Genomic DNA, 264 nt, shown 5'->3' on the forward strand with positions numbered 1-264 from the left:
CGAAGCGGAGATTCACCATTGGTTTGATCGCTTCCCACAAGCCAATGTGATGCTGCCATTAGGACGCTCCACCAACCAGGTGATGCTCGATGTCGACTATTATCGCCCACTCTCCAGGCGTGTATCCAAATTGAATTTACCGCCGACGCGGAAAGTTAAAAGCGGCGGTGGTATGCATTATTATTTTCGTTATGACGGCGATATTCCTGTTACGCGTCGCTACATTCAAGGCAGTTTCTTGCATGGCGATACATGCTTAGCCAT

General features: G+C 48.9%; 1 protein-coding gene. It reads left to right on the forward strand.

Annotated features, from left to right (window positions below; all coding sequences use genetic code 11):
- A partial coding sequence (locus GUI70_RS23535; protein ID WP_202630614.1) for a bifunctional DNA primase/polymerase occupies nt 1-264 on the forward strand: 264 nt, incomplete at both ends.

The sequence above is a fragment of the Deinococcus alpinitundrae genome (genome assembly GCF_009982895.1).
GTDB classification, from domain to species: Bacteria; Deinococcota; Deinococci; order Deinococcales; family Deinococcaceae; genus Deinococcus; species Deinococcus alpinitundrae.